Below are 26,317 nucleotides of genomic sequence, written 5' to 3'. Positions count from 1 at the left end.
TTTAAACTTGATACGTATCAGTTATCAAAATAATATCTTTAGGAGTTACACCTTCTAGGTAGATGAATTTAAATCCACTTACGATTAATATTAAAGCGACTTTGGCAGTCGCTTTTTAATTTAGGAACACTCCGCACCATTCTTTACCTTTGCGGCGGACAACTACTTACTTATGGCAGGCAGAATAATGCAGGGTTTTTGGGCCAAGACGGCCAATATCATTCTTCGAAATAGAATATTAATGCTTCTGATAGTTGGAGGCATTACACTCTTTTTGGCTTTGCAATGGGATAATATGCGCTTTAGCAACTCACAAGCAAATCTATTACCCGATGATCACCCAGTAAATGTTGCATACCGCAATTTCTTAAATCAATTTGGTGAAGAAGGCAATGCTATTGTTCTAGGTATAAACGATAGCGCATTATTTAATCCGGAAAATTTCAATCGTTGGAACAAGCTTAGTAAACAATTACAAGCATTTCCTGAGATTGACTTTGTAATTTCAATCGACAATCTTCAAGAACTTGTCAAGGAAAAAGATGCTTTTACAATGAAGCCTCTGATAACATCCGAGATAAAGTCGCAATATGAACTCGACAGCATTACCGACCACCTATTTAATGACTTACCTTTTTACGAGGATTTACTTTACAACAAAGAATCGAGAACCATACGAACTGTTGCGAACCTCGACAAAGACATTGTAAACACATCGGTACGCAAAGACTTTATTCTCAAAGACCTAAACAATTTAGTAAAGAATTTTGAGGACGAAACAGGCCTTAATGTTCGCGTATCAGGCATGCCCTATATACGCACAATGAACTCGCAAAATATTATTGATGAAATTTACAAGTTCATACTAGCTGCACTTTTAGTAACTTCTTTAATTTTCTTTTTCTTTTTTAGAAGTATTCGAGCCACATTAATTTCAATGAGCGTTGTTATTGTTGGTGTAATGTGGGCCTTTGGTATATTAGGTTTACTTCAATATGAAATCACTGTACTTACGGCTTTAATTCCTCCATTAATTATTGTAATCGGCATTCCGAACTGTGTCTTTTTAATTAATAAGTACCAACAAGAAGTAAAAAAACATGGAAATCAGGCACTTTCATTACAACGCGTAATATCAAAAATTGGTAATGCAACCTTAATGACCAATGTTACAACAGCTTCTGGTTTTGCTACTTTTATAATTACCGATAGTAAGTTGCTAGCAGAATTTGGCATCGTTGCATCTATAAATATTCTTTGCATCTTTCTTTTATCGCTATTAATTATTCCAATTATCTATAGTTATATGTCTTTGCCGAAGACTAAACACCTAAAACATTTAAACAAAAAATGGATTGACACTTTTGTTAGTTGGATGGAAGATATTGTTCGCAACAAACGAATTGCCGTTTATATAACATCTATAGCGTTATTAGTACTCAGCATCATCGGCATTTATCAAATTGACATATCGGGAAGTATTATTGAAGACATGCCTAAGAAAACGGAGTTTTTTGAAGACATCCGCTTTTTTGAAAAAGAATTTGATGGTATTATGCCGGTTGAAATAGTGATTGATACGAAGCGACCTAATGGTGTTATGAAACCTGCTACCTTAAAAAGGATTGACCGATTGGGTAACGTTATTGAAGAAATTCCTGAGCTCTCAAAGCCCGTTTCTATAGTAAATCTTGTGAAGTATTCTAAGCAAGCTTTCTACAATGGAATCCCTAAGTACTATCAACTACCGACTTCTCAAGAGAATAATTTTATCATGGATGCTGCTCGAAAGTCCACCGGTAATGGGAATTTACTAAAGAATTTTGTAGATAGTACAGGACAAACTGCCCGAATGACAACTTTTATGCGCGATGTTAAAACGGAGCGCATGGAAGATATTGAAGCTCGCTTACAAGAAAATATTGAAAAAATATTTCCTTCAGAACGTTATTCAGTTTATATGACTGGGGGAGCCTTACTGTTTTTAAAAGGCACAAAATATTTAGTTAAAAACCTAGTATTATCATTAGCCCTAGCCATAGCTCTTATTGCATTGTTCATGGCATACCTCTTTCGTTCTTTTAGAATGATTATCATCTCATTAATACCAAATTTGTTGCCATTAATTATAACCGCAGGCATAATGGGCTTTGTCGGCGTACCTATCAAACCTTCGACAATTTTAGTATTTAGTATTGCTTTTGGTATTTCGGTTGATGACACCATACACTTTCTAGCCAAATACAGACAAGAATTAATAGTTAATCAATGGCGGATTAAAAAATCGGTTTACGCAGCATTAAGAGAAACGGGTGTGAGTATGTTTTACACTTCTATTGTTCTTTTCTTTGGTTTTTCAGTCTTTGTGATCTCTAATTTTGGAGGTACAGTTGCTTTGGGCTCCCTAGTTTCGGCAACATTACTATTTGCTATGTTGGCGAATTTAATTCTTCTTCCTTCTTTACTTTTATCCTTAGAGAGAAGTATTGCTAACAAAGAAGTTTTCAAAAAACCACAAATCAACATCTTACCAAAAGAAGAGCCAGCGCTTAACGAATACGACGACGAAGAATAAGCTCGTATTTACCGACATTCTGTTCGAATATTTTTAGTCAAAAGGCTATCTTTGACAATTAATTCAAGACGCATTTTTTCATGAAATCTATTAGCATAAAAGAAATTCTTTCTACCGAACCAAAACATCAAGAAGTCACCGTAAACGGATGGGTTAAGACTTTTAGAAGTAATCGTTTTGCTGCGTTAAATGATGGCTCTACAATTCACAACATTCAATGTGTTGTAGATTTTGAGCAATTTGACGAAGAACTTTTAAAGCAAATAGCTACTGGGGCCGCATTAAGAATAACAGGTACTCTAGTAGAAAGCCAAGGTAAAGGACAAAGTGTTGAAATACAAGCTAATAACATTTTTCTACATGGTGCTGCTGACCCTGAAACATACCCTATTCAACCTAAAAAGCACTCCATGGAATTCTTGCGTGAAAAAGCGCATTTAAGAGTTCGCACAAATACTTTTTCTGCTGTTATGCGCGTGCGATCGGCTCTTGCGTTTGGGGTTCATAAGTATTTTAATGAAAACGGATTTAACTATTTTCATGCGCCAATAATAACTGGATCTGATGCTGAAGGTGCAGGTGAAATGTTTCGTGTTACCACTTTAGATGGCAAAAACCCTCCATTAGATGACAATGGCGAAGTAAACCACAAAGAAGATTTCTTTGGAAAGGAGACAAACCTTACAGTATCTGGTCAATTAGAAGCTGAAGCCTATGCAATGGGATTAGGTAAAGTATATACTTTTGGACCAACTTTTAGAGCTGAAAACTCTAATACATCAAGACATTTAGCCGAATTCTGGATGATAGAACCAGAGATGGCTTTTTTTGATTTAGATGCAAATATGGACCTTGCAGAAGATTTTATTAAAGGCGTGCTTTCTTACGTTCTTGAAAACTGCGCAGATGATTTAGCATTTCTAGAGAAACGTTTGTTGGATGAAGAAAAGACAAAACCTCAAGCGGAAAGAAGCGATATGCCTTTAATCGAAAAATTACAATTCATTATAGGCAACAACTTCAAAAGAGTAACCTACACTGAAGCCATAGATATATTAAGAAATAGCAAACCCAATAAAAAGAAAAAATTTAAGTATCCTATTAATGAATGGGGTGCCGACTTACAAAGTGAGCATGAACGTTTCTTAGTAGAAAAGCATTTTAAATGCCCTGTTATTCTTTTTGATTATCCTGCAAAAATCAAAGCGTTTTATATGCGTTTAAATGAGGATGGTAAAACAGTAAGAGCTATGGATATACTTTTCCCTGGTATTGGTGAAATAGTTGGTGGATCGCAACGTGAAGAACGCCTAGATGTACTGAAAGAAAAAATGGCCGCTTTAGATATTCCTGAAGAAGAACTTTGGTGGTATTTAGACCTTAGAAAGTTTGGTACTGCTGTACATAGTGGTTTTGGACTTGGCTTCGAAAGACTAGTTCTCTTCGCTACGGGTATGGGTAATATTAGAGATGTAATACCATTTCCAAGAACCCCTCAAAATGCGGAATTTTAATTGAAAATGGTTAACTTTATAAGAAGCTGAAACAACCTAAATGCTAAAACAACACTTACAATTTAAACTTTCTCAAAAGCTATCTCCTCAACAGATTCAGCTTATGAAATTGATTCAATTACCTACACAGGCATTTGAACAACGTCTTAAGCAAGAACTTGAAGAAAACCCTGCATTAGAAGGTGGTAAAGAAAAAAGTGATGATTTAGACAATGAGTATGATGACAATTATGAGTCGGATACTGATAATGAAACAATCGCAGCTGAAGACATCAATATAGACGATTATTTAAGTGATGATGAGATTCCTGATTATCGCACGAAAGCAAATAATTATAGCGCAGATGATGATGAGAAGAGCATACCGTATGCTGCCGGAATATCATTCACTCAATCGTTAATCAATCAACTTAATACGGTTTATTTAAGTGATGAAGAATGGAACATTGCAGAATTTTTAATCGGAAGTGTTGATGAAAGTGGTTACATCAGAAGACCGCTTACCGATATTCTTGATGACTTAGCTTTTACACAAAATACATATACCGACGAAAAAACCATTGAAAAAGTTCTTAAAATAGTACAAGAACTTGACCCTCCAGGGGTGGCAGCGCGTTCATTGGAAGAATGTCTTATAATACAACTAAAAAGAAAAGAACCAACTTCTAGTACAGAACTTGCAATTGCAATTTTAGAAAAGTCTTTTGACCAATTCACAAAAAAACACTATAAAAAATTACTTCAAAAACATGGTATTACAGAAGCAGAACTAAAAGATGCCATATCTGAAATAGAACGTTTAAATCCGAAACCTGGAGGATCATACGCAGGTAATAATCGTATTGTTGAGCACGTTGTTCCGGATTTTTCCATTCGCATTGTAGAAGGTGAATTAGAGCTTTCATTGAATGGTAGAAATGCACCTGAATTACATGTATCTAAAGAGTATAGTAACATGCTTAAAGGTTATAAAGATTCGAAAGAGAAATCTAAATCGCAGAAAGACACCGTGATGTTCATCAAGCAAAAACTTGATGCAGCTAAATGGTTTATTGATGCTATTAGACAGCGGCAACAAACGCTTTTTATTACGATGAATTCCATAATGAATTATCAAAAAGAATATTTTCTTACCGGTGATGAGCGTAATTTAAGACCAATGATATTAAAGGATATCGCAGATGAAATTCACATGGATGTTTCTACTGTTTCTCGTGTTGCTAATAGCAAATATGTAGATACCCCTTATGGCACTAAATTGATTAAAGAGTACTTTTCTGAATCAATGAAAAACGAACAAGGTGAAGATGTGTCTACAAAGGAAATAAAGAAAATATTAGAAACCGTAATCGGTGAAGAATCAAAGAAAAAACCCTTAACAGATGACAAGCTCGCTGCCATTTTAAAAGAGAAAGGTTATCCAATTGCTAGAAGAACAGTAGCTAAATACCGCGAGCAATTAGCTATACCCGTCGCTAGGCTTAGAAAACAGATATAATCTTTATGCGGTTTTTTTTACAGTTTATATCTTATCTATTTCATCCTTTATTTACACCCATTGCAGGCACTTTAGCTTATTTTTTATCTTCGCCAAAATATAGTAATCCGGAATTGCAAAGCGCTAACATTTTGCCTATTCTAATTCTCACGGTAATAATTCCAATAATATTCTATTTAATTCTATTAAACATAGGCCTTGTAAGTTCCATCTTTATGCCTAAAGTACAAGAACGCATTTATCCAATTGTTATAAATATTATTTTACTTTTAACTATTGTCTTAAAGATAATTCCAAACAATTATATCGCAGAACTTTATTATTTTTTTATTGGTTTAATTATTGCATCACTTACCGCCCTTATGTTTGTAATTATGAAACTTAAAGTAAGCATGCACTTAATAGGCATGGGCAGCTTACTTATGTTTTTAATTAGCCTTAGCATTCATTTTGAAATTAATATCACTATAGCTATTAGTGTTTTCACACTAGCAACAGGACTTGTAACCACCTCTAGATTATTTCTAAAAGCACATACTAAACCCGAATTATTGATAGGTTTCTTTATTGGACTCACCTCCCAACTTCTTACGATTCAGTTTTGGCTGTAATGAATTCTAATCTAAATTCTTAAACGCATCTCCTTCATAAGTGGTATAGTTTATCTTAAGAGCATTTATTTTTCTCAGCTCATTTTTTATATCCGAAATAAGCCCCATATTAGCACGCCTATCAACTTTTAAAGATACTGTCACAAATGCCCTAATATGCTCCGGCTTGCTTTGTATTTGTCTTAAAACGTAAGGTGCTACTTCAGATATATCAGCAAATTTATCATTGAGCTGAATCCTCGGTTCTTCACCAACAAGGTTACTGTATTTTAATGAAGGTTTACCTACGTGTATTTCTATAATTCTATCCTTTTTCTCTAAACGTTTAATTTCAGATGCATTTGGCAACTCATTTTCAACATTCAATTCAGTATTTTTCATTACAGTTACTGTCATAAAAAAGAATAGTAACATAAAAACAATATCTGGTAAAGAAGCTGTTGAAACTTCTGGAGTTCTTAAACTAGATTTCTTATTAAATTTACTCATGGTTATTGGTTTTTTAGTTCGGCTTCTGATATATTCATCGGATACATATTCTGAATTATTTTTATCCTAGCTTTCAACTTTTCTTTATTCAATAGGGTTGTTTGTGAATTGTGATATAAAGAATCCATCTCAGTATAATTCATATTATACAGTCGATTGGACTCACGGTTACGCAAGAAATTATAGGCAGCTACAATTTCATTTTGCATAGTTATATACGTACCATATTCCGTTTCTCTATGAGTACTTAATACAACCACTGCTTTTTTAGGATTATCTGAAGATGTGGCATCCCTTAAACCTCTGCAATAGTCACAAACCATAGCAGCTTCCTGCAAACCACCGTTGTCTATAAAATTAATAACGATTTTTTTCAAAAACTCCGCTTCAATCGGTACTTCATCAATCAATAATTGACCATTTGTATTGACCAGTACCGACAATATATTACGTTTTTGATATTCAATAAAATCTCCATCTTCTTTAGGAAGCATTCGATCTAAACCAACATCAGTATCAATTGTAGTTGTGACCAAAAAGAAGATTAATAATAAAAATGCAATATCAGCCATTGATCCAGCATTCACCTGAGGCGCACTTTCCCTTTTTCCCATAATAAAATATTTAGTGGTTATTACATATAACTTTGCCTTGTAGGCATAAGCTACTTTATTAAATTATAATATGTAATAGAAGGGTGTAGTAGTAGATAGATGATAAAATCAACTATTTTTAATGAGCAATATTTATGCCAAAAGAAGAGATTTAAACAAGAAATTAAAGAATATAAAATATAAAACCAACCCGCAGTGGTTTAAAGTTTATATCCTCACCTGTATCCGTTTGAACATCGTTAAAAATACCATTTAACGCATAGTAAACTTGTAAATTAAAGGTATTATAGCCAAAATTAAATGTAAGTCCATACTGAAATTTATTCACATCTTTATTTACAAAAGACAGTTTATAATCTTCAAAAACAGCTTTAGATCTTGCACCAAAAACATAGCCCAATTTAGCCCCTGCATATATTCTATAGAACTTATAATTAGTTGCATTTGAAGTTCGCCACCTAAATTCTAATGGAACCTCAATCATATGGGTTTCTATTTTATTACGCTTAAGATTATCTACATCTAAAGGAATACCATAATTAATATTGCCGCCAACCGCTATAGCTTGCAGATTTGTATAATAGGAGTAAACACCATAACCTAAGCCCAAACCAATTGCAACCGTCCTATCTACATTTAAAGGCATATCCTTTACAAAACCTGCTTGAAAACCATACGACAAATTACGTTGACTAACTTCTGTTGGCTTATCTAAAATAAAATTATAAGTAAACCCAAGATAAAATTGATCCTCCAGATAACGTGTATCCGCAGGTAAAGTATCTTGCACTAACTGAGCATTGCCCATAAAGTTTATTAAAGCAAAAAATATAAATAGCTTTATTCTCATTAAAACAAAGTTACAGAACTTGATCAAGAACCCATTTAATATTTTTAATTGACTGAAACTATATTATAAAAAAAACGCTCCAATTTAAATTAGAGCGTTTTTTCAAAATAAGTTTGAACGGTAAGCTATTGTAAATTTCTAAAAGCATCACCTTCGTAGGTGGTATAATTAACTTTAAGAGCATTTACTTTTCTGAGCTCACTTTTAATATCAGATATAAGACCCATATTTGCATTCTTATCCACCTTCAATGATGTGGTTAAGAAATTTTGCAAATCTTGATGTTTCTTAGCTCTTTCTTGTAAGATATAAGAACCAACCTCAGAAGGATCTGAGAACTTATCGTTAAGTTGAATCTTCGGCTCTGTACCGTATACTTTTTCGTATTCTTTTGAAGGTTTCCCAACATAGATATAAATAACTCTATCTTTTTTATCGAGCTTCTTTATTTCGTTTGCGTTAGGCAAAATATTTTCAACCTTCAAACTATTATCTTTCATCACGGTAACCGTCATAAAAAAGAATAACAGCATAAATACAATATCAGGCAAAGAGGCTGTTGATACCGCAGGTACTTCACCACTCTTCTTTTTGCTGAACTTAGACATATTATTATATTTTTATTCTTGTTAATTAGCTGATGTTTCTGCCTCCGATAATTTCTGAGGAAAAAGCTCTTGAACCTGTTTTACCTTTTCTTTCAACTTCTCTTTCTCACTTGGAGGGGTCTGTTGGTCTAAATAGGTAGCTTCCATCTCTGTAAAATCTTTACCAAAAAGCCTATTCGCTTCTCGGTCACGCAAATCATTGTATGCACCTACTAATTCATTTTGAACTGTAATGTATGTACTATACTTTGTTTCACGGTCATTTTTTAAAGAGATAATCGCTTTAGATGGATTATCAGACGATTCGGCATTCTTTCTACCTTTACAGTAGGTACATGTACCATCACCGTTATTATCTAAAAAATCCTTAGCCTTCAACCTTAAAGCCTTAATATCCGTTAACTCATCGTCAACAAGTAACTGACCATTTCGGTTGATAATTACCTGCAAAATATTTTTTTGCTTGATAACAACATCATCTTCTGGCGGCTCCATTGGAGGCAACATACGATCCAAACCTGCATCCGTTTCAATGGTAGTCGTTACCAAGAAAAAGATAAGTAATAGGAAAGCTATGTCCGCCATTGATCCAGCGCTTACTTCAGGTGCTCCTGCTCTTCTAGCCATAGTTATCTATTTTTTTATTTACTAAACATATTTTTTACAGCAGGTAATACAAGAGAAGCCACAGCTACGATAGTAAGAATGAAAAATACATTTAATCCCATTCCAATTTTCTTAATTGTGCTTTCTGATGTTTCAATTCCTCGACCTGCCATTTCCTCGACACTAACATCGGTACCACTAGCAAATACGTAAGCAATTACAACAACTACCAGAAAACCACCTACAACCATCAAAGTCTTTTTAAGACCAGCCGGATTAGCAAATAAATTCATTAAGGTGAATAAAAGGCTTGCAACAACAGCAATAGCCAGTAATATATATGTGATAATGAACATACCGCTCATTGCTCCACTATTTACCGCTTCTGAGGCGGGCATTTCACTTTCAGGCAGCATAAACCAAAGCAGGGCTCCGATTAATCCGACCACTAAAAGTGCAATTTTTATTATTTTATGCATGATGCTTTGAATTAAGAGTCCGACTTATTTTTTGTGATCCACCAACATATCAATCAAAGAGATTGAAGAGTCCTCCATATCGTTAACGATACTATCAATTTTAGCAATAATATAGTTATAGAAAATTTGAAGAATAATCGCAGTAATAAGACCGAATACTGTTGTTAATAATGCCACCTGAATATCACCTGCAATAAGTGATGCACTCAAGTTACCAACAGCAGCAATCTTTTGGAAGGCTTGAATCATACCAATAACCGTACCCATGAAACCAAGCATTGGTGCAATAGCGATAAATAAAGATAACCAAGAAACGTTTTTCTCAAGTTGTCCCATTTGAACACCACCATAAGATACTACAGCTTTCTCTGCAGATTCTATACTCTCACCAGCTCTATCTAAACCTTGATAGTATATTGATGCAACTGGCCCTTTTGTATTTCTACAAACTTCTTTAGCAGCTTCTACACCACCTGATGCTAATGCATCTTCAACTTGTTGCTTCAATTTACTAGTATTTGTACTAGCCATATTTAAATAAATAATTCTTTCAATAGCTACTGCTAAACCAAGAATTAAACATAAAAGAACGATACCCATAAAACTGGCACCACCAGTAATAAACATTTCTTTTAAAACTTGTGTAAAGCTCTTTGCTGCTTCTGGAGCTTCGTCTTGTAACATAACTGCCGTTGCTGTTACAGTTGTCGAAAGATTCGAAACTGCCGATGCAGCGATTGTTTTTGCATTTACCATGTTTGCACTTAAGACAAACAACCCAGTCATTGCTAGGATAGAGAATAATTTTTTCATTTCGTTCAAACTTAAATATTAGTTAGTTAATAGGGTTAAAGATATAAAAATTTTGCAATTAAAAAAGTTAATAAGAAATAGATAGAGAAGCTACTAAAAATCAACTTCTTATCCATCACTTTTGTAGCTCTTATTATTCAAACTACTATATTCATTATGCTGCGAGCAGCTTATATTTCATTAATTCGACTTTCAACTTTATTATAAGTAGTTGAATGGTAAAGCAATTTACACATTCTCTTAAACACTAATGCGAGTTTTTACATTTGTTTCAACTAACATATGTTCTCGCAGAGAGGAAGGGATTCGAACCCTCGATACACTTGTGATGTATACACACTTTCCAGGCGTGCGCCTTCGACCACTCGGCCACCTCTCTAAATTCAGAATTTCAAGGAGTCCAAGAAACAAAAAAAATACTGTACTATGAAATTTGTTTTGATAATTTTAATTCATCTCCCCACGAAGTGATGTTTCAAACACAGTTTTAAACAGTTTAGAAGAAACATCATCACCTATCAGATACATCAATTTTGTAATTGCTGCTTCTGTAGTTAAATTTTTTCCATCAATAATTCCCAACTTTTTTAAATGCTCACTTGTTTTATATTGCCCCATAATTACGCTACCTCCAGAGCATTGGGTAACATTAATAATATGTATTCCTTTAGAATTAGCATATTTAAGTTCAGACATTAGCCAATTTTCTGTTGGCGCATTACCTGCTCCGTACGTTTCAATAATTAATGCTTTTAAATTTGGAGTATTTAAAATACTTCTAAAAACAATCGCGTTTATTCCAGGAAATAACTTCAAGATTGCAACATTTGTAGCCATTTGCTTATGAACTTTTAGCTTTTTGCGTGAATTTATCTTTAACAAATTCTCCTCATAAACCTTTAAATGTACTCCCGACTCTGCAAGAGCAGGGTAATTTAATGAAGCAAAAGCCTGAAAATGTTCTGCATTAATTTTTGTAGTTCTATTTGCTCGGTATAATTTATATTCAAAATACAAACACACCTCGCGTACAACGGGCGTATCTTTTTTACGCAAAGAGGCTATCTGAATTGCAGTAATTAAATTTTCTTTTGCATCTGTTCTTAAATCACCAATTGGCAGTTGAGAACCCGTAAAAATCACTGGTTTTGACAAATTCTCTAACATAAAACTTAAGGCAGACGCCGAATAACTCATAGTATCACTACCATGAAGTACAACAAAACCATCATGTGTGTTGTAATGCTTCTCTATAATTTCCGCTATTTTCACCCAATAATCTGTATTCATATTAGATGAGTCGATAGGACTTTCAAAAGAAACCGAGTCAATTTCGCAATCGAGTTGCCCCAATTCGGGAATATGTTTTTCTAACTTTTTAAAATTAAAAGGCACAAGCGAATCGGACTCATAATCTTTTACCATACCAATGGTACCACCAGTATAGATTAACAAAATAGAAGTAGTATTTTTCAATTTAGACTATTTATCAAATTCCAAAAATATCTTTAGAATTCTGAGTTGTAATTTGCGCTAACTCATTAGAATCTAAATTATAAATATTTGAAAGTTTCTCTAAAACATTAATAAGGTATGCACTTTCGTTTCGTTTTCCCCTATATGGTACCGGTGCTAAATATGGTGAATCAGTTTCTAAAACAATATGCTTAACGTCTACCTGATTTAGAAAAGTATCAATTTTACCATTTTTAAAAGTAACCACCCCACCAATTCCTAATTTCATATTATAAGAAATAGCTTGTTCCGCTTGGTTAATATCGCCTGTAAAACAATGAAAAATACCATACAAATCATCGCCTTTCTCACCTTCCAAAACTTCAAATACTTCATCAAAAGCATCTCTACAATGAATCACAATTGGTAGTTTATATTTCTTAGCCAATCGAATTTGTTGCTTAAAAGCCTCTTGTTGTTGTTCTAAAAATGATTTATCCCAATACAAATCAATTCCAATTTCTCCAATAGCATAAAATTTTCTTTTACTCAACATCTCTGTTACATGTGCGAGTTCCTCAATATAATTTTTTTTTACATGTGTTGGATGCAACCCCATCATTAAAAAAATATTATTAGGATAAGATTTTTCTAGTGCTAACATTGCCGACGTATAAGTAGAATCAATAGCAGGAATAAAAAAACGTGAAATTCCATTTTTCAATGCATTAGCCACAACCTCATCACGATCTTCATCAAAAGCTTCACTGTATAAATGGGTGTGTGTATCTGTTAATATCATGCTGCAAAAATAGGTTTATCTTTACCAAAAAAAAGTATGTCAAGTCTTAAAAAACTTCTTAAGAAAAAAAAATACACTCAAATACCGCTAACACTTACTGGTACCAACCATTTTGAAATTAAAGCAACCTTAAACGGAGTAGCTGGTAAATTTATTCTTGACACAGGCGCATCCAATACATGCGTTGGAATAGACAAAATGGAGTTCTTTAAACTAACCTCCAAAGACTCTAAAATAAAAGCTGCAGGAGCTGGAGCAACTGATATGGACACGCAAATTTCAACTAAAAATAAAATCTCGCTTGGCAATTGGAAAAAGAAGAAAATTAAAATTGTACTTTTTGACTTGGTACATGTAAACGAAGCGCTAACCCAACATAAAGCGAGTCCGGTTGATGGAATTATCGGAGCAGATATCCTAATTAAATCAAATGCAATTATTGATTATAATTCGAAAAAACTTTATTTGAGCAATAAGTAAAGTATGACAAGGAAGAAAATGTGATAAACCATACTATTAATTGTACAAAAAAAATCCCCTTATCAACTTGATAAGGGGATTTTATATTTAATATTATTCGTTTACATTTCCAGTGCTTTTTTCACATCACCATTCATTAATAATTCCTCCGGATTCTCCAAAGCCTCCTTTACGGCAACTAAGAAACCAACAGACTCTTTACCATCAATGACACGGTGATCATAAGAAAGAGCGACATACATTATAGGTGCTATTGCAATAGCACCATCACGAGCGATTGGTCTTTCTACAATATTATGCATACCTAAAATAGCACTTTGAGGAGGGTTTATTATTGGCGTCGACAACATAGAACCAAATACACCCCCATTAGTAATGGTAAATGTACCACCTGTCATCTCGTCAACTGTAATTTCACCATCACGAGCGCGAATAGCCAATCTTTTAACTTCAGCTTCCACACCTCTAAAGGTTAAATTTTCTGCATTTCGTATCACGGGAACCATCAAACCTTTTGGCCCGGATACCGCAATACTTACATCACAAAAATCATACGATATCATCTCTTTACCATCTATCATAGAATTTACTGCAGGATACATCTCTAATGCTCTAACTACTGCTTTAGTAAAGAATGACATAAACCCTAAACTAACTCCATGTTTCGATTTAAAATCTTCTTTGTACTGCGAACGCAAGGCGAAAATCGGTGACATATCTACCTCGTTAAAAGTAGTTAACATTGCCGTTTCATTCTTCACCGCAACTAATCTTTCGGCAACTTTACGTCTTAACATCGAAAGCTTAGAACGTGACTCTCCTCTATTACCACCACTAGTAGGTGTGCCCATAGAAGGATTAGCTTTCACAGCATCGTCTTTTGTTATTCTACCATCTTTACCAGACCCAGAAACAGCCGAAGCTGAAATACCTTTTTCATCTAATATTTTCTTTGCAGCAGGTGAAGCTGTTCCAGTTGCATATGTCTTAGCTTCTACCTTTGCTGCTGGCTGCGCTTTCACCTCAACCTTTGGTTCCTCTTCTTTTTTGGCTGTTTTTGGCGCATCGCCACCGGCAGGTTTTTCCGCACTAGTATCAATCAAGCAAACCACCGCACCTACAGCAACAGCATCACCTTCTTCTGCTTTAAGGGTAATAATTCCACTTTCCTCAGCAGGTAATTCCAATGTAGCTTTATCTGAATCGACCTCTGCAATAGCCTGATCTTTTTCGACATAATCACCATCTTCTACTAACCATTCTGCAATCTCTACTTCGGTAATCGACTCCCCTGGCGAGGGTACTTTCATTTCTAATACCATACTATTATATCTTTAGTAGTCTTTTTTATTATTGAACTCTTGTTGCGTTATTGTTTTGGCTTTCTACGTGTCATATTATCTTTTGTTTTATCGAAAACAAAATCAATAACTTGTTGATGTCTCATCTTAGATCGAACTGCACTACCTGCCGCCGGAGCAGCATAAAATCTTCTAGTTGCAACTCTAAATTTACTTGCACCTTTATAATGCATCATTAAATGACTCCAAGCTCCCATATTTCTAGGTTCTTCTTGAGCCCAAACTAAATCATCAGCAGCTTTATACTTCTTAATTATTTCTTCTATTTTCTCTATCGGAAGCGGAAACAATTGCTCTAAACGAACCAAAGCAACATCATCTCGATCCAACTCTTCTTGTTTAGCCAAAAGATCATAATAGAATTTACCAGTACAGAAAACCAAAGACTTCACTTTTTTAACATCTGCAGTGGCATCATCAATAACTTCTTGAAAACTTCCATTTGCTAATTCATCAACAGTTGAAACCGCTTTTGGATGACGCAATAAACTTTTTGGCGTGAATATAATAAGCGGCTTTCTAAAATTCGCCTTCATTTGTCTTCGAAAAATATGAAATACTTGAGCAGGCGTAGAAACATCTGCCACATACATATTATCTCTTGCGCATAGCTGTAAATATCGTTCCATACGAGCTGAAGAATGTTCCGCTCCCTGACCCTCATAACCATGTGGAAGTAACATCACCAAGCCGTTTTGCAATTTCCATTTATCTTCAGCTGCCGATATATATTGGTCAATCATAATTTGAGCACCATTGCTAAAATCACCGAATTGAGCTTCCCAAATAGTTAGGGTATTCGGACTAGCCATAGCATATCCGTAATCAAAACCAACCACACCATATTCTGACAATAGTGAATTATAAATTTCAAAATTACCTTGCTTTTTGGCAACGTGATTTAGAAGCAATACTTCTTCTTCACTAGCTTCGACCTTCATAACAGCGTGCCTATGTGAAAAAGTGCCTCTTTCCACATCTTGCCCTGATATACGAACATCAAAACCTTCTTCAAGCAAACTACCATAAGCCAACAGTTCCCCCATTGCCCAATCTAGCTTATCACTCTCAAAAAACATTTTTTTACGATCACCTACTAATCGCTCAACCTTTCTTAAGAACTTTTTACCTTCCGGCAATTCGGTAATGGTTTTGGCAACATGAGTTAATTTCTTCTTATCATAAGTTGTGTCAACTGTATCTAACATCTCCCATTCACGAACGCGTTCAAAACCTTTCCAAGCATCTTCCATAAAAGGAGTAATGACAGTTTTCGCCTCTTTACGTGAATCTTCTAATTCTTCTTCAAGTGATTCTTTATATTCTTTTTCTAATTGCTTAACATATCCATCATCAATAATGCCTTCTGCTAATAATTTTTCTGCATAAATATCTCTTGGATTCTTATGCTTAGCAATTGCTTTATACAATTTTGGCTGGGTAAAACGTGGTTCATCACCTTCGTTATGCCCATATTTACGATATCCTAATAAATCAATAAATACATCACGTTCAAATCGCATTCTATATTCTAGTGCAAATATTGCGGCGTGTACAACAGCCTCGGCATCATCTGCATTTACATGAAGCACCGGACTTAATGTAACCTTACCAACATCTGTACAATAGGTAGATGATCTAGCATCTAAATAATTAGTTGTAAAGCCAATTTGATTATTGACTACCATGTGAATAGTACCGTTAGTTTTGTAACCATCTAAGGTTGCCATTTGCACCAATTCGTAAGCAATTCCTTGCCCAGCAATAGCAGCATCACCATGTAATACAATAGGTAATACTTTAGAAAAATCGCCTTTATAACTTGCATCTTGTTTGGCTCGTGAAATACCTTCTACCACAGCGCCAACAGTTTCTAAATGTGAAGGATTAGGAGCGATATTCATGGTAATCTTGTTACCATTATCTGAAATGCGATCGGAGGTCCACCCTAAATGATATTTAACATCACCATCAAAAATCTCTTCTTCATAGTCTTTACCATCGAACTCACTGAAAATATCTTTCGCCTTCTTACCAAAAATATTAGTTAGGACATTTAAACGACCTCTATGTGCCATTCCCATTACAAATTGCTCTACACCCATTTCTGCGGCGCGTTCAACAATTGCATCTAATGCCGGAATTAAAGACTCGTTACCTTCTAAGGAAAAACGTTTTTGACCTACATATTTAGTATGCAAAAAGCCTTCAAAAGATACCGCTTGATTTAATTTTTTAAGAATATGTTTTTTATGATTATCATCGAAATTAGGATGATTGTCGTTCACATTCAACCAATTCTGAATCCATTCAATCCGCTCAGGCTTTCTAATATACATATACTCCACCCCTATAGCATCGCAATAAATTCGCTTGAGATGTTTTATGATTTCACTTAGCGTAGCTGCACCAATACCAATTATTTCACCAGCATTAAACACGGTATTCATATCAGCCTCTGTGAGACCAAAACTTGCAACTTCTAATGTCGGCGAATACTTTCTTCTTTCCCTTACAGGGTTAGTTTCAGTAAACAAATGACCGCGACTCCTATAGCCATCAATCAAACGTATGACCTGAAATTCTTTCTGAAAAGACTCCGGCACTACCACTTGCTCACCATTGGCAATTGTCATAGTTGCACTACCTTCTTGAATTTCAAGTTCATCTAAAGAACTCTCTACTCCAAAATCAAAACCTTGAAAAAAGGCACGTAAACTAGGTTCAACACTATCAGGGTTTTTTAAGTACTGATCGTAACGTTCCGCGTAAAATGAAGTATGTGCGGCATTTAAAAACGAATAATTATCCATATAAAGATTACTCTTTCAGCTTTGTAAAAGTTCTTCAAAAATACAACATTTAACAATTCTAGGCTTATCTTAGCCCTTATATTCAAGTAAAATTACAAATAATGCAAATTGTTCAATTCAGTTGTTTTAAAAACTTAACTATATTTTTCTTTTTGTTATTTATCAACAGCATTGGTTATGCTCAAGACCAAAACCAGTCGACTAAAAGCCCAAATGCTTTTTGGAGCAATGTACGTTTTGGTGGCGGCCTAGGCTTAGGATTCACTAACGGCGGGTTTAATGCCAGCGTCTCTCCAAGTGCTATTTATCAATTCAACAATCAATTTGCAGCAGGTGCAAGTGTATCTTTCAACTACGCAAAATATTTAGAAGATAAACGTACAGCTTATGGCGGTAGTATATTGAGCTTATATAATCCAATACCTTTTTTACAAATTTCTGCAGAATTAGAACAATTACGTGTAAATCAACGATTTGATAATGGTAGCACTCTATACGAAGAAAACTTTTGGTCCCCAGCTTTATTTCTAGGATTAGGCTATACTAGTAATTTTGCAACTATAGGGATTCGATACGATGTACTTTTTGATTCCAACAAAAGTATTTATGCTGGAGCTTGGATGCCATTTGTCCGGGTATACTTTTAGAATTTAAACAACTAAACAACAGAAGCAATATCAACTTCTACTTTTAGTTTACTTTTCCCACTTCCAAAAACAACTCCTTTTAGCGGCGGTACATCGTAATAATCTCTACCCCAACCTACAACAATATGTTGATCCATTGGAATCAAATTATTTGTTGGATCAAAATCTACCCAACCAAAACTAGGTATAAATATAGAAAACCATGCATGAGAAGCATCGGCACCAACTAATTTTTCTTTTCCTTCAGGTGGTAGTGTTTCAATATAACCACTAACATACCTAGCTGGCAATCCGACTGAACGAATGCAAGCTATAGCAATCTGGGCAAAATCTTGACAAACTCCTTTTTTCTCCTTCATTACTTCCGAAATAGGAGTAGATATACTAGTAAAGCCCGAAACAAAATCAAAATCAGTATAAATACGCTGCATTAACTCAAAAGCTGCATCAAAAACAGAACGATTAGGCTTAAATGAAACTTTAGCATATTCACGTATATTGGCATCAGCACGTCTAATAAAAATGGACTCCAAAACAAACTGTTTTGCATCCATAACAGCAACATCACCATTAGTTCCAATCAAAGCCAATAGAGCTTCATTCATAGTAGTACCCTTACATGCTGGAGAGAAAAAAGAATCTTGAAATTGAGAATAATTTCGAACAACTTTACTTCTAGTTGTAACCTTTAATTCTCTATGCTCGGTTTGAATTGAAAAGCGAGTTATATAATTGCCAAAAAAATCTATTCGTTCAGATATTTCTGCTGGGCTTGGCGTTATATCAATTTTATAATCCAACAACTCTTGACCTTTTGATTCTCTTGGTCTTAAAGTAGCAATATTCTGGCAATAATTTATTGGAGCATTATATTTATACTTAGTCGTATGGGTGACATTAAAAATCATACTATATCGGGAATGACTGCGTTACCAATTGATTTTGCTTATCTGTATGATTGAAATACGTACTACTGATAGATTGAGATGTTTGATATAAAAGTTTAGAGAGATTACCCAATAACTCATCAAGTTCTTCACGTGAAAAATCAGAATCACTTTTCGTCTTAACCAAAATAGAAGACTCAGCTAAACGAAGTTTAGAAAATGCATCAAAAATATATTTTTGATAATTACTGAGATTATTATCATTTCGAGAATGTGGTAATCGTGCAATATCTTTTTGAATTCTATTTAACATGAAAGTTAAAGACCTAGGATATTCTAAATCAAACACCACTAAATCTAATACATTTTCTATTTGAATGTAAGATCGATAACTATATCGATAAATATTCAAACTTTCATGACTCGTTAAAAAATATTCGAGCAAATCATATTCTACTTGCTCATCATACTTTATAGTAAGAAGTGAACGACACTTTGTAATCGTTAACATACTTTGCTCCAATTGCAAGCCAATGAAATAAAGCAACAACCCTTGTTGCACTAAAATACTTTCCTCAATCAGACCCATAAATGCAATTAATCGCGTTATTAACTGATTAAGCACTTTCAGTATTTTATTTACAGAACGGTCATCACTTTTCTCAAATGAATTCCAGAGTTTTTGAATATTCTCAAATACTCGCCACATATCCGACGACCACAGATTTCGAATACTGTAATACGAATTACTAAACATTGAAATTGTATGCGCAAGACTGCCAGGTCTATCTTTATCTAATATTACAGACAACATTTCTTCCATGGGATTCTCCATAGCTTGCTTACCATCTTTAGATTTTTCTGCAAAACCAGGATACGTTCCTGTTAAATGCGTAACCGCCTTAAATAAAACCTGAAGTTTAATAGCATCTGGTTTCTCATTTTTATTCTGTTCTAAGGCCATTTGCCTCATAACCATCCGAATAAAACGTGCATTAACTAAAGTACGACCCACATACCTACCAGCCCAATATAAGTTTTCAGCAGTAAGACTTGGTAAATCATTTAAACCAGAAATTGCAATTGGGCTCTTTTTTTGCCACTGCCTATTTGAATTCTCCTGAACAGGAGTATCTTGAATCACCCAAAAATCTTTACTTGTACCTCCACGCTGATTAGAAACTCTTACTGTTTCTCTATCTGGGGCCACGCGAACCAAACCACCGGGCATTACATTGTAATCTTCATTTCCCGCGATACAAAATGCGCGAGTAACCAAGTTTCTAGATTCAATAGAAGCTCCAACCAAATTAGGTGCAGTTGAAAAACTTATTTTTTCTTGAGCTACATATCGGTAAGGTGTTGTCTCTATTTCTTCCTTAAGTTCATCTAACTCTTCCGAACTCATAAATTCAGCAAAATGTATACTTTCTCTATTTGTACGATCTATTCTTTTAATAACCAATTGAGAAAGATTCTCTAACACATATTTTTTCTCTTGCTCTTGACCACACCACCAAGATGCTATTTGAGGCAGAATTAAATCTTCATTTAGAAAATACTTCGCAACCGCAGGCATAAAAGGAATTAATCCCGGGTTTTCGATAACACCACTACCAACTGGGTTTACAATTGATACATTCTTTCTTCGAACTACATCTAGCAAGCCGGCAACACCTAAATGAGAATCTTCACGTAATTCTAAAGGATCAGTAAAGGCATCATCTACCCTGCGTAAAACAACATCAATTTGCTTAAGACCTTGTAAAGATTTCATCCAAAGAAAACCATCTCTTACCACTAAGTCATTCCCTTGAACTAAAGGATAACCTAAAAATGAGGATAAATATGCATGCTCGAAGTAAGTTTCGTTATGTGAGCCAGGAGTTAATATAACAATATTTGGATTTTCCTTTTTTATTGGAGAGGCATCTATTAACATCTGGTTTAATTCCTCAAAGAAGCCAGAAAGACGTTTTACGTTCATTTTGCCAAACATTTCTGGTAATATTCTACTTGTGGTAGACCTATTCTCGAGCGCATAACCCATTCCTGAAGGCGCTTCAGAACGATCATTAACCACCCAAAGCCTACCATCGGTACCACGAGAAAGATCGGCCGCATATATTGAAAGAAACTTTTCTGTCGTATACTCTATACCTGCACATTGTCTCAAAAAACCACGATGGCCGTATATTACTTCATGGGGAACTATGCCGTTTTTAATTAAATTTCGCTCACCATAAATATCTTTTAAAACCAAATTCAGCAATTCGGCTCTTTGCTTTAATCCAGCTTCTACTGTTTGCCATTCGCTCTGTCGGAGTAAAAAAGGAACCACATTTAGGTTCCATGGACGGTGCATTCCATTTGGATCATTATAGACGTTATAGGTAACTCCATTTTCAGAAAGCAACCAATCAATATCTTTTTGACGGGCTATTAAACCTTCGACACCAACTTCATCAAATTCTTTAAGCAATTTATTCCAATACGATTTTACACCATTATCCGGCGTAAACATCTCATCATTTTTAAATGCAGTAATATAATTACTCAACCAACGAGTACTTGTTATCGGCATACAACTTTTCGATTACTTCTTTCGCAAATCCAACACATGTGGATATTCAGGGTTTACAGGCACCTCCTTATACACAAAGGTATTGGAAGCATTCTTAGGTTCAACCATTCTACTCGTAAAATTTGTAACAGGACCCATTTCCATAGGAGTTATCTCTCCTTGTGTGTGACCAAAATCCCAAAAACGATTAATTCTTCTAGATTCTGCCTCATAACTATTCACAGGATATGTTTCATAAGAACGCCCACCGGGGTGCGCTACAAAATAAGTACATCCTCCAATAGATTTTTTATTCCACATATCAACAATATCAAAAACCAAAGGCACATCAACTCCAAGAGTTGGGTGCAATGCCGACCAAGGCTCCCATGCCTTGTATCGCACTCCCGCCACATACTCACCTTTTGTGCCAGTTGAGCTTAGTTCAATTTTCACCCCATTACATGTTAGACTATAACGTTCGTCTGTGAAATTTCTTACTTTTATTTGAACCCTTTCTAAAGATGAGTCAACATATCGCGCTGTTCCCCTACCCGACATTTCTTCACCCAATACATTCCATGGTTCTATCGCCATGCGCAATTCAATTTGCATAGAATTAATCTCAACCATACCATATAATGGGAAACGGAATTCAAAAAATGGATCAAACCAATCTAATTTAAAAGGATAACCAGCATCATTTAATTGTTCTACTATATCTCGAATATCTTCCTTTACATAATGTTCCAACAAGAATTTATCATGCAACTCTGTACCCCAACGCACTAAATCGTGTTTATAAGGTTTCTTCCAAAACCACGAAACTAGCGTACGTACTAACAACATTTGCATCAAGCTCATTTGTGCATGGGGCGGCATGTCGAAAGCTCTTAATTCTAATATACCTAATCTACCCGTTGATGAATCTGGAGAATATAATTTATCGATACAAAACTCTGCACGATGTGTATTTCCCGTAATATCTGTTAATAGATGTCTAAACAAACGATCTGTTAACCAGAAAGGCACTTCTTCGTCATCGGGAATCTGCGAAAATGCAATTTCCAATTCATATAGATTTTCCAATCTTGCCTCATCTACTCTTGGTGCTTGACTTGTAGGACCAATAAATGCTCCGGAAAATAAATACGAAAGTCCAGGATGATGCTGCCAGAAAGTAAGCAAACTTCTTAACAATTGCGGGTTTCTAAGTAAAGGACTGTCAGCAGGAGTAACACCACCTAAAGTTACATGGTTACCCCCGCCAGTTCCCGTATGCTTTCCATCGAGCATAAACTTTTCGGTACCCAATCGTGATTTCTTAGCTTCTTTATAAAGCTTTAATGTATTATCAGTAAGCTCTTTCCAGTTTTTAGCTGGATGCACATTCACCTCAATCACTCCAGGGTCCGGTGTGATTTTCAATACCTCAAGACGATTATCTCGAGGTGGATCATAACCTTCCATAATTACAGGAACATTCAATTCTTTAGCCGTAGCCTCTATACTGGACACTAAATCCAAAAAGTCTTCGGCTGTATCTAAAGGTGGTAAGAATAAAAATAATTTATCATCTCGCACCTCCGCGCAAATAGCTGTGCGCACAAAAGGTTGTTTTTTACTGGTTGTAAAAGTGGAATTATTCTCTAATCTTTTTTGCAAATCCGACCCATAATTTTCTAATGGCGGTTTGGCCTCAAATAATTCTGGTTCTGCAGTAGGTTCCGATGGCACTTCTGGTTCTTTCGGAAGTGATTCTAAAGGCAAACGTAACCCTACTGGTGAATTACCAGGAGTTAAATACAAATGTTTACCTCGAAATTCCCATTGGTTAGTAATCCAATTATCATCTTTTTTCGCCAACGGAAAAACATGACCCACTGGCTTACCTATACCTTGCTCTAACACTTCACCCAACTTGCGTCGCAAGGCTGTATCTTTCTTATCGTAATCTTTCGGCTCTACATCTACTGGCAGTTTTCCTTCTTCCCATAAAAAATAGAAAGCATCTTCAAAAGCAGGAACAATACTATCACTACTGCAGACCAAATATTTAGTCAACGTATTTAAAAATGTACTCGTAATATCTTTTGGCAAAGTATAGGATTCGGTAAAGGAAGCCAATAATTTGTGGTTTTTCCAGATAGATTCTCCATCTTTACGCCAATGAATACCTATTAGCCAGCGAGGAAGCGGTTCACCAGGATACCACTTACCTTGAGCATGATGCAACATTCCACCTTTACCAAAGGCATCAAGTAAACGTAGCGATAAGGAACTAGCTAATTCTCGCTTATGCTCACCATCAGCAGATGTATTCCACTCTTCACCCTCCATGTCATCCACAGAAACAAAAGTAGGTTCACCTCCCATAGTTAGACGAACATCATTCTGCTGCAATTCATCTTCAACAACAAATCCTAAATTATAAATCGCTTGCCACTGTTCTTCGGTATATGGTTTTGTTACTCGTGGAGATTCAAAAATTCTAGTAACAGAATTATCAAATTCAAATTCGGTTTCACATGGGTCGGTTAATCCATATACAGGAGCCGCACTCTCAAAAGATGGTGTACAAGCTAAAGGAATGTGTCCTTCACCAGCAAGAAGTCCGGAAGTAGCATCTAAGCCTATCCATCCAGCCCCAGGCAAATAAACTTCTGCCCAAGCATGTAAATCTGTAAAATCTTCTTCAGGCCCTGAAGGACCATCTAAAGATTTTTCGTCGGACTTTAATTGCACCAAATAACCTGAAACAAAACGAGCTGCCAAACCTAAATGACGAAGTGTCTGTACCATTACCCAAGCAAAATCTCTACAAGACCCTAATTTATTCCCCAGAGTCTGTTCACAGTTTTGCACCCCCGGTTCCATTCGTATGGTATAATTTAAATACTCATATAATTTTTGATTTAATCCTGTGAGAAAATCAATAGTTCGCATCGGAGTAAGATCTATTTTATCGAGCCATTCCTGTAGCAGAGGACCTTTTTCTGTTATTTCTAAGTAAGGTAATAGCTCTTTTTTAAGATCTTCGGAATAAGACGACGGAAAATTCTCAAAAGCTTCTTCTACAAAAAAATCAAAAGGATTAATAGTTTTTAAATCTGCTATAATTTCTACCTCTACGGAAAGCTCTTCTGTTTTCTCCGGAAAAACTATTCGCGCTAGATAATTGCCGAATGGATCTTGTTGCCAATTGAAGAAATGATTCTCAGGCTTTATTTTAATAGAATATGCCTCAATTGGTGTTCTACTATGTGGCGCAGGTCTTAACCTAAAAATATGAGGAGAAAGATTTACCCGTCGATCATATTTATATACTGTTTTATGAGCAATTGCTACTTTTAGTGCCATATGCGATTGAAATTTTCAAGAATTTCTAAGATAAGTACTAATTCTAGCAAAAACTATCTAAATCAGTAAACTAAGTACAACTTTTATTCTATAAAAAAATATAGGTAGCTCTTTTTGCTAGATTGATAATCTATAACAATAATTCCATAAAAATTGTTAACATTTCGCAAGTTTGGATTTACAATAATGTTCTTAGGCATACTTCTAGAAAGAACTCGGAAAATGAAAAACTATTTTCTAATTTTTTGCTCCCACTCCCATGCGGATTTCATAGCCTGATCTAGAGTAGATTTCGCTTGCCACCCTAAAACAGTATTTGCTTTTGTAGTATCGGCATAAGCCGTAGTAATATCACCTGCTCTTCGAGCTACTATTTTGTAGTTCAATTTTTGACCAGAAACCTTTTCAAAACTCTTAATTACCTCTAAAACAGTACTACCAGTGCCTGTTCCAACATTAAAAACTTCGTAATTTGATTCATTTTTTCCTTCGAGTAATCTTTTCAATGCCACAACATGGGCTTTAGCTAAATCTACAACATGGATATAATCGCGAACACAAGTGCCATCTTCCGTTGGATAATCATCGCCAAAAACAGAAAGTTCTTTACGCATTCCCATTGCGGTTTGCGTTATAAAAGGTACTAAGTTTTGTGGAACACCTACTGGCAACTCACCTATTTCTACGCTTGGATGAGCTCCCATAGGATTAAAATATCTCAGAGCTATGGCATTTAAGCTAGGAGTTACATTACAAGTATCTGCAATAATCTCCTCACCCATCTGCTTAGTATTCCCATAAGGTGATTCCGCTACTTTTACCGGAGCATCTTCAGTAATAGGCATTTCATCTGCTTGCCCGTAAACGGTACAAGAAGAGCTAAAAATGAAGCTTGATTTCGCTTTCTGTGAAAGCTCCTTCAAGATATAAACCAAAGTTCCAATATTGTTCTCGTAATACAACAATGGTTTTTCAACACTCTCTCCTACCGCCTTTGAGGCTGCAAAATGTATAACACCTTCTATATCATCATGTTTTTTAAAGAAATTCTCAACTTTATCACGTTCCTTTAAATCTAATTTTTCAAACAGGGGCAACTTGCCTGTGATTGAAACTATACCGTCTAACACTTTTTCTGTAGAATTAGAACAATCGTCAATAATAACAACTTCAAAACCTTCATTCTGCAATTCGACAACAGTATGCGATCCAATAAATCCTAAACCACCTGTAACTAATATTTTCATGAAAAATTATTTTTTCGTTCCAGTAACACCGGAGTATGATGTAAT

21 protein-coding genes and 1 tRNA gene are annotated in these 26,317 nt (G+C 35.1%); 6 read left to right on the top strand and 16 right to left on the bottom strand.

Annotated elements, in window-relative coordinates:
- The first annotated feature begins 172 nt into the window (after positions 1-172).
- The 4 genes from UH7x_RS11090 to UH7x_RS11075 all read left to right on the top strand — a co-directional run bounded on the left by UH7x_RS11090 (position 173) and on the right by UH7x_RS11075 (position 6,198).
- The gene (locus tag UH7x_RS11090) at positions 173-2,575 is read left to right on the top strand and encodes an efflux RND transporter permease subunit (protein WP_482360001.1); all 2,403 of its coding nucleotides are present in this window, start codon (positions 173-175) and stop codon (positions 2,573-2,575) included.
- Positions 2,576-2,655: 80 nt separating this feature from the next.
- Complete coding sequence (gene asnS / locus UH7x_RS11085; protein WP_482360000.1) at positions 2,656-4,089, top strand: asparagine--tRNA ligase; 1,434 nt, start codon at positions 2,656-2,658, stop codon at positions 4,087-4,089.
- Positions 4,090-4,129: 40 nt separating this feature from the next.
- On the top strand, positions 4,130-5,587 hold the full coding sequence (gene rpoN, locus UH7x_RS11080; protein ID WP_482359999.1) for an RNA polymerase factor sigma-54: 1,458 nt from the start codon (positions 4,130-4,132) through the stop codon (positions 5,585-5,587).
- Between the two features lie 5 nt (positions 5,588-5,592).
- A complete protein-coding gene (locus tag UH7x_RS11075; RefSeq protein WP_482359998.1) occupies positions 5,593-6,198 on the top strand; it encodes a hypothetical protein in 606 nt (201 codons plus the stop codon).
- 6 nt (positions 6,199-6,204) lie between these two features.
- On the opposite strand, the gene UH7x_RS11070 is transcribed toward UH7x_RS11075, so the two are convergent.
- The 10 genes from UH7x_RS11070 to UH7x_RS11025 all read right to left on the bottom strand — a co-directional run bounded on the left by UH7x_RS11070 (position 6,205) and on the right by UH7x_RS11025 (position 12,914).
- On the bottom strand, positions 6,205-6,687 hold the full coding sequence (locus UH7x_RS11070) for an ExbD/TolR family protein (protein WP_482359997.1): 483 nt from the start codon (positions 6,685-6,687) through the stop codon (positions 6,205-6,207).
- Between the two features lie 2 nt (positions 6,688-6,689).
- The gene (locus UH7x_RS11065; protein WP_482359996.1) at positions 6,690-7,301 is read right to left on the bottom strand and encodes an ExbD/TolR family protein; all 612 of its coding nucleotides are present in this window, start codon (positions 7,299-7,301) and stop codon (positions 6,690-6,692) included.
- 163 nt (positions 7,302-7,464) lie between these two features.
- Positions 7,465-8,151: a porin family protein gene (locus tag UH7x_RS11060; RefSeq protein WP_482359995.1), complete on the bottom strand. Its 687-nt coding sequence runs from the start codon at positions 8,149-8,151 to the stop codon at positions 7,465-7,467.
- A gap of 125 nt (positions 8,152-8,276) precedes the next feature.
- Positions 8,277-8,759 carry an ExbD/TolR family protein gene (locus tag UH7x_RS11055; RefSeq protein ID WP_203252165.1) on the bottom strand — a complete coding sequence of 161 codons (483 nt, stop codon included), beginning with the start codon at positions 8,757-8,759 and terminating at the stop codon, positions 8,277-8,279.
- Between the two features lie 21 nt (positions 8,760-8,780).
- Positions 8,781-9,386 (bottom strand): ExbD/TolR family protein, encoded by a 606-nt coding sequence (locus UH7x_RS11050; protein ID WP_482359994.1) that lies wholly within the window; start codon positions 9,384-9,386, stop codon positions 8,781-8,783.
- Between the two features lie 14 nt (positions 9,387-9,400).
- A complete protein-coding gene (locus UH7x_RS11045) occupies positions 9,401-9,844 on the bottom strand; it encodes a hypothetical protein (RefSeq protein ID WP_482359993.1) in 444 nt (147 codons plus the stop codon).
- A 24-nt stretch (positions 9,845-9,868) separates the two neighbouring features.
- Positions 9,869-10,657, bottom strand: coding sequence for a MotA/TolQ/ExbB proton channel family protein (locus tag UH7x_RS11040; RefSeq protein WP_482363598.1), 789 nt, complete (start codon positions 10,655-10,657; stop codon positions 9,869-9,871).
- Between the two features lie 291 nt (positions 10,658-10,948).
- A tRNA-Ser gene (locus UH7x_RS11035) sits at positions 10,949-11,036 on the bottom strand.
- Positions 11,037-11,104: 68 nt separating this feature from the next.
- Positions 11,105-12,133 (bottom strand): asparaginase, encoded by a 1,029-nt coding sequence (locus tag UH7x_RS11030; protein ID WP_482359992.1) that lies wholly within the window; start codon positions 12,131-12,133, stop codon positions 11,105-11,107.
- A gap of 13 nt (positions 12,134-12,146) precedes the next feature.
- Positions 12,147-12,914, bottom strand: coding sequence for a TatD family hydrolase (locus UH7x_RS11025; protein ID WP_482359991.1), 768 nt, complete (start codon positions 12,912-12,914; stop codon positions 12,147-12,149).
- A 36-nt stretch (positions 12,915-12,950) separates the two neighbouring features.
- Here UH7x_RS11025 and UH7x_RS11020 point away from each other — a divergent pair, with 36 nt between their 5' ends.
- The gene (locus UH7x_RS11020; RefSeq protein ID WP_482359990.1) at positions 12,951-13,394 is read left to right on the top strand and encodes a retropepsin-like aspartic protease family protein; all 444 of its coding nucleotides are present in this window, start codon (positions 12,951-12,953) and stop codon (positions 13,392-13,394) included.
- A gap of 101 nt (positions 13,395-13,495) precedes the next feature.
- Here the strand turns inward: UH7x_RS11020 and odhB are convergent, their stop codons facing one another.
- Complete coding sequence (odhB, locus tag UH7x_RS11015) at positions 13,496-14,716, bottom strand: 2-oxoglutarate dehydrogenase complex dihydrolipoyllysine-residue succinyltransferase (RefSeq protein ID WP_482359989.1); 1,221 nt, start codon at positions 14,714-14,716, stop codon at positions 13,496-13,498.
- Positions 14,717-14,763: 47 nt separating this feature from the next.
- Entirely contained in the window at positions 14,764-17,568 is a 2,805-nt protein-coding gene (locus UH7x_RS11010) for a 2-oxoglutarate dehydrogenase E1 component (RefSeq protein WP_482359988.1), read from the bottom strand.
- A 101-nt stretch (positions 17,569-17,669) separates the two neighbouring features.
- On the opposite strand from UH7x_RS11010, the gene UH7x_RS11005 reads away from it, so the two are divergent.
- A complete protein-coding gene (locus UH7x_RS11005; protein ID WP_482359987.1) occupies positions 17,670-18,215 on the top strand; it encodes an alpha-ketoglutarate decarboxylase in 546 nt (181 codons plus the stop codon).
- A gap of 11 nt (positions 18,216-18,226) precedes the next feature.
- Here the strand turns inward: UH7x_RS11005 and UH7x_RS11000 are convergent, their stop codons facing one another.
- The 4 genes from UH7x_RS11000 to galE form a co-directional block, all read right to left on the bottom strand.
- Complete coding sequence (locus UH7x_RS11000; RefSeq protein ID WP_482359986.1) at positions 18,227-19,123, bottom strand: transglutaminase family protein; 897 nt, start codon at positions 19,121-19,123, stop codon at positions 18,227-18,229.
- Position 19,124: 1 nt separating this feature from the next.
- Entirely contained in the window at positions 19,125-21,686 is a 2,562-nt protein-coding gene (locus tag UH7x_RS10995; protein WP_482359985.1) for a circularly permuted type 2 ATP-grasp protein, read from the bottom strand.
- Positions 21,687-21,698: 12 nt separating this feature from the next.
- Complete coding sequence (locus UH7x_RS10990) at positions 21,699-25,025, bottom strand: transglutaminase family protein (protein WP_482359984.1); 3,327 nt, start codon at positions 25,023-25,025, stop codon at positions 21,699-21,701.
- A gap of 230 nt (positions 25,026-25,255) precedes the next feature.
- Entirely contained in the window at positions 25,256-26,272 is a 1,017-nt protein-coding gene (gene galE / locus UH7x_RS10985; protein WP_482359983.1) for a UDP-glucose 4-epimerase GalE, read from the bottom strand.
- Between the last annotated feature and the right edge of the window lie 45 nt (positions 26,273-26,317).

Source organism: Aurantibacter sp. UH7, assembly GCF_056839165.1.
This window is presented reverse-complemented; position numbering and strand designations above follow the sequence as displayed.

What these genes read in the sequence shown, in the direction of transcription:
- UH7x_RS10995 (WP_482359985.1), bottom strand. Translation starts at nt 21,686, where the DNA reads ATGCCGATAACAAGTACTCGTTGGTTGAGTAATTATATTACTGCATTT.
- UH7x_RS11000 (WP_482359986.1), bottom strand. Translation starts at nt 19,123, where the DNA reads ATGATTTTTAATGTCACCCATACGACTAAGTATAAATATAATGCTCCA.
- UH7x_RS11090 (WP_482360001.1), top strand. Translation starts at nt 173, where the DNA reads ATGGCAGGCAGAATAATGCAGGGTTTTTGGGCCAAGACGGCCAATATC.
- UH7x_RS11045 (WP_482359993.1), bottom strand. Translation starts at nt 9,844, where the DNA reads ATGCATAAAATAATAAAAATTGCACTTTTAGTGGTCGGATTAATCGGA.
- UH7x_RS11040 (WP_482363598.1), bottom strand. Translation starts at nt 10,657, where the DNA reads ATGAAAAAATTATTCTCTATCCTAGCAATGACTGGGTTGTTTGTCTTA.
- UH7x_RS11065 (WP_482359996.1), bottom strand. Translation starts at nt 7,301, where the DNA reads ATGGGAAAAAGGGAAAGTGCGCCTCAGGTGAATGCTGGATCAATGGCT.
- galE (WP_482359983.1), bottom strand. Translation starts at nt 26,272, where the DNA reads ATGAAAATATTAGTTACAGGTGGTTTAGGATTTATTGGATCGCATACT.
- UH7x_RS11055 (WP_203252165.1), bottom strand. Translation starts at nt 8,759, where the DNA reads ATGTCTAAGTTCAGCAAAAAGAAGAGTGGTGAAGTACCTGCGGTATCA.
- UH7x_RS11025 (WP_482359991.1), bottom strand. Translation starts at nt 12,914, where the DNA reads ATGATATTAACAGATACACACACCCATTTATACAGTGAAGCTTTTGAT.
- rpoN (WP_482359999.1), top strand. Translation starts at nt 4,130, where the DNA reads ATGCTAAAACAACACTTACAATTTAAACTTTCTCAAAAGCTATCTCCT.
- UH7x_RS11060 (WP_482359995.1), bottom strand. Translation starts at nt 8,151, where the DNA reads ATGAGAATAAAGCTATTTATATTTTTTGCTTTAATAAACTTTATGGGC.
- odhB (WP_482359989.1), bottom strand. Translation starts at nt 14,716, where the DNA reads ATGGTATTAGAAATGAAAGTACCCTCGCCAGGGGAGTCGATTACCGAA.
- asnS (WP_482360000.1), top strand. Translation starts at nt 2,656, where the DNA reads ATGAAATCTATTAGCATAAAAGAAATTCTTTCTACCGAACCAAAACAT.
- UH7x_RS11005 (WP_482359987.1), top strand. Translation starts at nt 17,670, where the DNA reads ATGCAAATTGTTCAATTCAGTTGTTTTAAAAACTTAACTATATTTTTC.
- UH7x_RS11050 (WP_482359994.1), bottom strand. Translation starts at nt 9,386, where the DNA reads ATGGCTAGAAGAGCAGGAGCACCTGAAGTAAGCGCTGGATCAATGGCG.
- UH7x_RS11075 (WP_482359998.1), top strand. Translation starts at nt 5,593, where the DNA reads ATGCGGTTTTTTTTACAGTTTATATCTTATCTATTTCATCCTTTATTT.
- UH7x_RS11010 (WP_482359988.1), bottom strand. Translation starts at nt 17,568, where the DNA reads ATGGATAATTATTCGTTTTTAAATGCCGCACATACTTCATTTTACGCG.
- UH7x_RS10990 (WP_482359984.1), bottom strand. Translation starts at nt 25,025, where the DNA reads ATGGCACTAAAAGTAGCAATTGCTCATAAAACAGTATATAAATATGAT.
- UH7x_RS11020 (WP_482359990.1), top strand. Translation starts at nt 12,951, where the DNA reads ATGTCAAGTCTTAAAAAACTTCTTAAGAAAAAAAAATACACTCAAATA.
- UH7x_RS11070 (WP_482359997.1), bottom strand. Translation starts at nt 6,687, where the DNA reads ATGAGTAAATTTAATAAGAAATCTAGTTTAAGAACTCCAGAAGTTTCA.